Source organism: Streptomyces mangrovi (assembly GCF_900114215.1).
In the GTDB taxonomy this organism is placed as follows: Bacteria; Actinomycetota; Actinomycetes; order Streptomycetales; family Streptomycetaceae; genus Streptomyces; species Streptomyces barkulensis.
This window is the reverse complement of sequence record NZ_FOSG01000055.1, coordinates 1-1239: the sequence shown is the minus strand read 5'-3', so window position 1 is coordinate 1239 and position 1239 is coordinate 1. Positions and strand designations below refer to the sequence as shown.

1 protein-coding gene is annotated in these 1239 nt (G+C 78.5%); it reads right to left on the bottom strand.

Annotated elements, in window-relative coordinates; genetic code table 11:
- Positions 1–1239 (bottom strand): SpnB-like Rossmann fold domain-containing protein (locus BM237_RS29535; RefSeq protein ID WP_425443756.1); only part of this gene is annotated, 1239 nt, incomplete at both ends.

The window sequence follows — 1239 nt, the reverse complement described above, 5'->3', positions numbered from 1 at the left end:
ACCAGCAACAGACGCCGCACCCCATGCACCACCACCAGATGCCGCGCCACCACACCCCCCAGCGTCCCCGTCCCACCGGTCACCAGCACCGTGCCGTCCGGGTCCAGGGGGCCGACGGTGCCGGGCTCGGCCTCGGGCTCGGCCGGTACGGCGACCAGCCTCGGAACGTACGCAACCCCCGCACGCAGGGCGAGTTGCGGCTCGCCCGTCGCGAGCGCCGCCTCGACGGCACCGCGGGACTCCTCCGTTCCGTCCGTGTCGAGCAGGACCACCCGGCCGGGGTGCTCGGACTGCGCGGCACGCGCCAGTCCCCAGACGGCCGCCGCGCCGGGATCGCCCACGCCCTCGTCCCCCACGGCGACGGCCCCTTCGGTGACCAGCACGATCCGCGCGCCGCGGGACCGGTCGTCGGCGAGGAAGCCCTGCACCGCTTCCAGGGCCTGCCGGGCCGCGGCGTGCGCACGGGCCGCGGGGTCGTCCCCGCTCCCCTCGTCGACGCAGCGCACGAAGACGGTTCCGGGCTCGGCCGCGGGTTCCGAAACGGCGTCGGCGGGCACCGGCACGCGGATCCAGTCGAGCCGGTGGAGGGCCGGCCGGGGACCGGACTCCGCCGGCCCGGGAGCCGGCCCGGCGGCGAGCACGCCCTCGGCGTGGCGCACCCACGCGGGCTTCCGGCCCCGCGCGCCGGAGTCCGGGACCGGCCGGGAGTGCACGGTCACGCCGCGGTGGCCGTGCTCGTCCGGCTCCCCGACGGTGAGCTGGACGTCCAGCGCACCGCCGTCCTCGGGCAGGCGGAGCGGGACGTGCTGCCGGTAGACCAGGGGCACCTCGCCGGGGAGCAGGTCCTCGGCGCCGACCGGTCGGCCGGCCAGGCGGGGATGGGCGCTCGACGACAGGCGGCCCGTGTGGACCGTACTGCCGTCGGCGAGTTCCAGGGCGCCCCCCAGCAGCGGGTGCCGCGGCCCGCCGGCCGGGGCGGAGGCGGTCGGCGGGGTCTGCGAAAGCCAGTAGCGGCGGCCGCCGAACGCGTACGTCGGCAGTTCGCCGGGCACCGTGCCCGCGGGGAAGAGGGCGCGCCAGTCCGGCCGCACCCCGGCGGTGTGGGCCCGGGCGACCGCGGTGACCAGCCCCGCCGGTTCGGGCCGGGCGGGGATCACCGTCCACCGTCCGTCGTCGCCGTCCTCCTCCAGTGTCCGCTGGACGGCGGGGGTGAGGACGGGGTCGGGGCCCACCTCCAGA